Genomic DNA, 7,285 nt, shown 5'->3' with positions numbered 1-7,285 from the left:
TGCCCCACCCACCACGCAAGCACGGCCGTGTCTTATTTGTGCGTATTGACGGCATCCGTTTTCTCGCCAGCGCCAGCGACTTCCCCACGCACCGCACCCGGCGCCAGCTGATCCAGAATCGCATACGCCGCCTGCACCCGCGCCGGAATCGGGTAATTCTTATTGGCCAGCATGACGATCCCCACGCGGTACGCCGGCACGAACACCACATACGCGCCGAAGCCGCGGGTCGCGCCGGTCTTGTTGAACAACGTCCCACGCGGCGGCGCCTGCGGCGGCTGCAGCCGGGTGGCCGGGTTCGGCTCGCCGCTCATCTTCGCGCCATTCCCCGCCTGCAGGACGGCCAGGCTGACGGGCGTGCGGTACTGCTCCCACCCGAGTCCCTGCACGGTATCGCCGATGCGGAAATACCCCGTGTGCGTGCAGTCGATGGCGCGTCGCATCGGTTCCGGCAGGCCAGCCGAGTCGATGTTCTCCTGCACGAAGCGAATCATGTCGGCGGTGCTCGACTTCACGCCATACGTCTCCGCGTCGAACACGCCCGGGCTCACGCGGACCGGCCGGTTCATCCTGTCGTAGCCCCACGCATAGTCGCCCAGCGCGGCCGCCGGCACGCGGATATGGCTGTGCTTCAGGCCCAGCGCGGGAAACAGCCGGCCCTCGACCGCATCGGCGAACGGCGCTTGCAGTGCGAGTGCGGTGACGTGTCCGAACAGGCCGAGACTGGGATTCGAATAGCGGCGCTGCGTGCCCGGCGCGGCATCGGGACGCCATGCTCGAAAGTAGGCGAGCATCTGCGCGTCGTCCTCGACGTCGTCGGGGAATTGCAGCGGCAAGCCGCCGGCCGCATACGTGCCCAGTTCGAGCACGTTCGCGCGGTCGATCGCGGCGCCTGTCAGCTGCGGCATGTACGCGCTGGGATGATCGTCGAACGACAGCTTGCCGAGGCCCTGCGCGTAACAGGCCAGCGTCGCCGTGAACGTCTTGCTGACGGAGCCCAGTTCGAACAGCGTGTTCTCGCTGACGGGCACGCGTCCTTCTTTCGATGCGAGGCCATAATTGAAGAACATCGCGTGGCCGTCGACCGTGACGGCCACCGCCATGCCCGGCACGTCGTGCTGCGTCATCAGGGGCTGGATTGCACGGTCGACGGCAGCGCGCACGGCGGCCGCATCGACGGCGCCCGCCGTCAACGGCAACATGGACAGGCAAGCGGCGGCAATGATCCGCATGGGACGAGGCAGGATGGTCAAGGCGTTCTCCGGTGAGTTCGTGATGGGCGCCAGTATAGGCAGCGAAGCACGGATGCTCACAGCGCAACCGTCCCGGCAAAGGGGGCGCTCGTCACATCGCCGACTTCAGCGCAGCCAGATACCGTTCGCTGACGGCGACCGCGGCACCGCACCGCAACGTGAGGCGATAGCTGCCGTCGCCGACGGTGTCCAGGCGCGCGATCTCGCTGCGCCTGACGATCGCGCCGCGGTGCACGCGCAGGAAGTCTCCGGGCGCGAGCAACGTCTCCAGGCGGTTGAGCGTGATGCGATGCAGGACCGTGCGCCCGGCCAGGTGCAGTTCCACGTAATTGCCGGCCGATTCGATCCACAGGATGTCCGCCACGAGGATCTGCTCGATGCGGCCGACGGAACGCACGTTGATGCGCTCCAGGACCGCCTTCCGGTCCGTGCCGGCATCGACGTAATCGCGCAGCGCGGCGCCATAGGCCTCGCGCTGGCGCTGCCCGAGCATCGCGCCGATGCGCTCGACGGTCTGCGCCAGGCGCGCATCGTTCAGGGGCTTGAGCAGATAATCGAGCGCATGAACGTCGAACGCGTCGACCGCATGCTCGCTGTACGCGGTCACGAACACGATCAGCGGTGGCGCGGGCAGGCGGCTGATCTCGCGCGCGAGTACGAGACCCGATTCGGCCGGCATCTGGATGTCGAGGAAGATGACGTCGGCGTCCTGTGCGGCCAGCAGCCCGCGTGCGGCCGCGGTCCCGTCGCATTCGCCCGCGAGCACCCAGTCCGGATGCGCGCCGAGGGCCAGGCGCAGGTTGGCACGGCTCGGCGCCTCGTCGTCGACGATCAGGTAGCGCACCGTCATCGCTCGTCCCGCGCCAGCGGTAGCCGGACTTCCGCCACGAACCGGCCATCGTGCACGCTCGTTTGCAGCGACGCCGTCGGATGCATGAGGCGCAGCCGCTCGCGCGTGTTCGCCAGCCCGAGGCCGGCGCCGGGATTCGGCGAGGCGTGAGCGCCGACCGGGTTCGCTACCCGGATCGTGAGCACGTCGTCGTCATGCGCGAACGACAGGCGGATATCGCTCGGCCCGTCATGGCAATCGAGGTCGTGGCGCAGCGCGTTCTCGATCAACGGTTGCAGCAGCAGCGGCGGGCAGTCGACGTCGTGCAGCAGCGCGTCTTCGCCGTCGATGCGCACGCGCAGGCGGTCGCCGTAGCGCAGGTGCTGCAGGTCGAGGTAGTCGCGCACGAACTGCAGCTCGGCGGCGACGGTGACGGTATTGCGCACGCTCGCCGACAATGCGTAGCGCAGCAGATCGCTGAGGCGGCCGATGCCGCCGAGGGCGTGTGTGCGATCGCCTTCGCGCACGAGGGCGCTGATCGCATTCAGCGCATTGAACAGGAAGTGCGGCTCGAACTGCGCGCGCAGGGCCAGCATGCGCTGCTCTTCCAGCGCGAGGCGCAGGTTCAGCATGTCGGTCTGGCTGCGCTGCCAGGCCAGTTCGCGCTCGCGCGCGTGGCGCCAGTAGTGGATCGCGAGGATGGCGGCGAACGTGCCCGTCGTCGAGAACCAGCCGACCAGCAGCATCTTCATCAGCAGGCGGCGTGCGTCGTCGAGGCTCGCGATGTGCAGGTAGCCGCGCAGCCACGCCATGTACGTCCATTGCGCGGGCTGGAACACGAGCACGAGGCCGACGAACAGCAGCAGCACGTCGCGCGGCCGGGCGATCAGCGCGGGCCAGCGTCCCAGCACCGTGCTGAGGCCCACGCTCAGCACGATCAACGGCACCGCGTATTCGACGAACCACGTCACCAGCAGCGACGGATAGTGGCTGTCGATGCCGAGGCGCAGGTTGTCGCTGTAAGTCTGCAGCGCGCCGAGGACGCTGATCGCCGTCCACAGCAGCACGACGACGATGAGCGTCCTGATCACGGACGGCGTCGGGGGGCGGGAAGTCAATGGAGCGGCATGCTGCGTCATCGGAAAAGTATAGCAGCGGCCTCGCCGGCCCGACGGATACGGCCGACCGCTTCGTCACGCCGATGCGGCGTTTCGTCACGGAGGACGCGCAGTCACGCCGGCATGGTCGCAGAATCGTCAACGCATCGACTTCACCCACTTTCCCGCAGCTCCATGACATGAAAAACACGATACGCCTGGCCGCCTTGCTCCTGCTCGGCGGCGTCTCCGCTTCCACTGTCGCCGGCATGACGGACTGGCTCGCGCCGCAGGATCCGTTCGCCATCTACGGCAACTCGTACTACGTCGGCACGCACGGCATCAGCGCCGTGCTGATCACGTCGTCGGCGGGCCATATCCTCATCGACGCGGGTCCGGCCGGCGCTGCCGACCAGGTCGCGGCGCACGTCCGCGCGCTCGGCTTCAAGGTCGAGGACATCCGCTACATCCTGAATGGACACGAACACTTCGACCACGCGGGCGGCATCGCCGCGTTGCAGAAGATGAGCGGTGCCGAAGTGTTGGGCAGCCCGGCCGCCATCGCCGTCCTGAAGTCCGGGCAGCCGGACAAGCGGGACGCGCAATTGCCGAACCTGGAGCCGCTGGCGCCCGTTGCCAACACGCGGGCCGTGCGCGACGGCGACATCGTGAAACTCGGTCCGCTCGCGGTCACGGCGCACTTCACGCCCGGCCACACACCGGGTGCCACCAGCTGGACGTGGCAATCGAGCGCAGGCGGCAAGACGATGCACATGGTATACGCGGACAGCCTCACCGCCATCGCCGCCGACGGCCGCAGCTTCAGCAGGAATCCGCTGTATCCGACCGCGCGGGCGGACGTCGAGCGTTCGATCGCGAAGATCGAAGGACTCGAGTGCGACGTGCTCGTGAGCGCGCATCCGGACTTCAGCGATATGTGGGAACGACAAGCGCACGCGACCTTCGTGGATCGCGACGCGTGCCGCGCGTACGCGGCGAACGCACGGACCTGGCTGGCGAAAACGCTGGCCGCGGAGGCGCAGCCTTGATGACGCCCCTTACGACACGCGCGTGACGATATCGCCGCGATGCGGATCATCGTCCGGCGCGCGCGGCAAACCTACCTCCACGCGATTTCGTCCGGCGGCCTTCGCGCGGTACAGCGCAGCGTCGACGCGGGCGATCAGCGATTCCAGCGTCTCGTTGGCGCATGCGCTGGCGATGCCGATGCTGCACGTGACTCGCAGCGGCGTCGCATCGCCGATGTCGAAAGGATCCGCGGCGACTGCATGACGCCAGCTGTCGACGCGCTCGACACCGTTTGGCCCGTCCAGTGAAAGGTCCGGCAACACGAGCAGGAATTCCTCGCCGCCGTATCGGCCGATGCAGTCGCCGTCGCGAATCTGCGCACGCAGGCGCGTCACCAGCCCGCGCAGCAGTGCGTCACCGGCGGGGTGGCCATAGGTGTCGTTGACGCGCTTGAAATGGTCCAGGTCCAGCAACGCCAACGTCACGACGCCGCCGTGCCGCCGTTGCTGAGCCAGTGCGCGCTCCGCCGCATCCAGGATGGCGCGCCGGCTCATGGCGCCGGTCAGGCTGTCGGTGAACGCAAGCTCCCGCATGCGCTCGTGCGACTCGGCCAGTTCGCGCGTGCGTTCGCGCACGAGGGCCTCCAGCTCGTTCCGATGCTGCACCAGCCGGCGGACGCGGAAACGATGGGCGGCCACCACCAGCAACGCGACGGCAATCAAGGCTGCGGCAGCGACGGACGGCCTTCTCCACCATGGTGGTGCGATGTCGAAGTCCAGCGCGACAGGTGCGCTGCGTCGGCCCAGGTCGTCGTTCACGGCAAACAGCTCCAGACGGTAACTGCCTGGTCCGAGGCCGGCGTACCGCAACTCGCTGCCCGTCAGGTCGGTCCAGCCGTCCTCGCTTCCGCGCAGGCGGTAGCGCACATGTTGCGACAACCGGTTCGTGAAGAGGGGGACTTCCCAGCGCAATTCGAGCGTGTAGGTCGCCGCGGGCACGTCGATTTTCCGCCCCGGCTTGAGATCGACGCTGCCCAGCTTGGCCTCGTTAAGCTCGAGCACGAAACGCTGTGTGCGTTCCAGCTGTTCGGGAGAGCCGATGCGGCTCACGCCTCCGCTCGTGCCGATCCAGATGTCGCCCCGGGCATCTTCGGCGAGCGCGTTCTGGTCGCAGTCGTTCCAGACCAGTCCATTGCTCTCGTCGAAACGGCGCCAATCCTTGCCGTTCCACCGCACCACGCCGACATCGGTCCCGGCCCACAACCAGCCACGGCGGTCTTCCAGCATCGACAGGATACGCAGCCCTTTGAGTACGCCCGGCCGCATCGGCACCGCCTGCAATATGCCCGACTGGCGCAGATCGATGCGCATCAGTTCTCGTCCGTTCCCCGTACGCAGCCACACGCGGCCGGCGCCGCATGCAAGATAGGGGACCCCGTCACCTTGTGCGAGACCGTTGACCTGCGGCCGCGTGAAGCCGCGTGCGGGGTCGTATCGCAGCAGCCCGCTGCCGGTCCCCACCCACACGACATCGCTGTTTCGCTCGTGGCACGCGGTGTTGACACCGCGATCGCTGGTGTCGAACAACGGGTCCAGTTCGTCGCGCCGGCGGGCCGGTCCGCTGCCATCGAGCGGCAGGGTGAACAAACCGCTTTTGCCGGCGACGACCCACAATTCGTCGCCGACCGCCAACAATCGCCGCGCGCGGATCTGGCCCGTGTCCGTCATGGCGCGCCACGACTCGCCGCGACGGCGATGGAACAGCTCGCCGCCAAAGGTCGACAACCACAGCCCACCGCGGCCATCTGCCAGGATGCCTCCGACCTGGCCGGTGACCGAGGGCGCCTCACTTGTCATCGTACGGCCGTCGGCGTCGGTGGAGACGACGCCGCGCTGGGTGCCGATCCAGACCCGCCCCGCGCCGTCGTCGGCGATGGACCACACCACCTGGGAAGGCAGGCCCTCGCGTGTCGTCCAGGACGACCAGTTCTCATACCCGCGCCAGTGCGCGAGCCCGTGTCCGGTCGTGCCCAGCCAGACGTCGCCGTTGGCGTCGCTGAGCATGGTGCGTATGCCGTCCTCGACAAGACCGTTGCGCTCGCCGAAATACTGCCATTGGCCGGCCTGCCAGCGGTACACCCCTGCGTTACCTGGCGTCAGCAAGCGTCCTTGTCCATCCTCGATCATGGGCAGCCAGATGTGATTGGCGCCATGGCCGAGGCCATCCGGTGTGACGTTGGCGAATTGCGCGGCGCCTGGCGCGCGGCGTACGATGTAGCGGTCGCTGCGGGCCCAGATGGCGCCGTCCTTCGCTTGGCGCAGGCCGAGCCATTCGCTCTGCGGCACACCGTCGGCGGTGCCCCAACGTTCGAGTCGGTTATCGTGCCACCGGCACAATCCGCTCCCGCAACCGAACCACCAGGCACCGTCGCTGGCGACAAGGATCGAGCGCGCGTCCAGCGTGTCGGACTGCGACGAGCCCAGCGTAGGCGGCAGTGCAGGTTCCAGGCGTGCGCCGGCGCCCGTCACCCGCCATAGCTTGCCCTCCTTGCCAACGACGAGGAGACCGCCATGCGCCAATGGTGCCACGGCCTGGCCCTGGAGCGGCGACCAGGTCGCGTCCTGCATGGGCACTTTCGACATCTTCCCGTCGCGGTAGTGATAGATGCCGGCATCGCTCGCGACCCACAACGTACCATCGCCGCCGAGAGCCAGATTGTTGACCTGCAGCTTTTCATCACCCAGCGGGTTACGAATGCTGTCGCCGTTATGACGGTACAGGCCATTTTCGGTGCCGATCCATATGGCCCCGTTGGTCTCTTGCGCGAGCGCAGTGACGGCCAGGTCCCCCAGGCCTTCGGTATTCGTGTAGTACCGTAACGGCAGCTGCTGTGCGCCCGCCGGCGGTGACAGCACCGCGAGGAATAGCACCACGCAGCAGGCAAGAAAACGGGAGAGTCCAGTCGTCGTGTGATGCCCGTTCATTCTGCATGTCCCTTTTCGTCGTCTGTGACGACCATGAAGCGCATTGTAGACTGTCGGATTGTACCGGGCTGATGTTGCTCGGCGTCGGACGCT

General features: G+C 67.5%; 5 protein-coding genes. 1 reads left to right on the top strand and 4 read right to left on the bottom strand.

The features are described from left to right. Positions 1 to 32: 32 nt before the first annotated feature. From ampC to NX784_RS28550, 3 genes are all read right to left on the bottom strand, one after another. Positions 33 to 1,232, bottom strand: a complete 1,200-nt coding sequence (gene ampC / locus NX784_RS28560) for a class C beta-lactamase (protein ID WP_370662983.1) — start codon at positions 1,230 to 1,232, stop codon at positions 33 to 35. Between the two features lie 112 nt (positions 1,233 to 1,344). Continuing rightward, positions 1,345 to 2,103, bottom strand: coding sequence for a LytR/AlgR family response regulator transcription factor (locus NX784_RS28555; RefSeq protein ID WP_258820057.1), 759 nt, complete (start codon positions 2,101 to 2,103; stop codon positions 1,345 to 1,347). Then, positions 2,100 to 3,173 (bottom strand): sensor histidine kinase, encoded by a 1,074-nt coding sequence (locus NX784_RS28550; protein ID WP_258820056.1) that lies wholly within the window; start codon positions 3,171 to 3,173, stop codon positions 2,100 to 2,102. Before NX784_RS28550 ends, NX784_RS28555 begins: the two co-directional genes overlap by 4 nt. Before the next feature lie 206 nt (positions 3,174 to 3,379). On the opposite strand from NX784_RS28550, the gene bla reads away from it, so the two are divergent. Continuing rightward, positions 3,380 to 4,228 (top strand): subclass B3 metallo-beta-lactamase, encoded by an 849-nt coding sequence (bla, locus tag NX784_RS28545; protein ID WP_258820055.1) that lies wholly within the window; start codon positions 3,380 to 3,382, stop codon positions 4,226 to 4,228. Positions 4,229 to 4,237: 9 nt separating this feature from the next. On the opposite strand, the gene NX784_RS28540 is transcribed toward bla, so the two are convergent. Further along, positions 4,238 to 7,192 carry a ligand-binding sensor domain-containing diguanylate cyclase gene (locus NX784_RS28540; protein ID WP_258820054.1) on the bottom strand — a complete coding sequence of 985 codons (2,955 nt, stop codon included), beginning with the start codon at positions 7,190 to 7,192 and terminating at the stop codon, positions 4,238 to 4,240. Positions 7,193 to 7,285 lie beyond the last annotated feature (93 nt).

This window comes from Massilia pinisoli (genome assembly GCF_024753285.1).
Classification (GTDB): domain Bacteria; phylum Pseudomonadota; class Gammaproteobacteria; order Burkholderiales; family Burkholderiaceae_D; genus Telluria; species Telluria pinisoli.
Note: the sequence above shows the minus strand (reverse complement) of the source record. Positions and strands in the feature narration are given on the sequence as shown.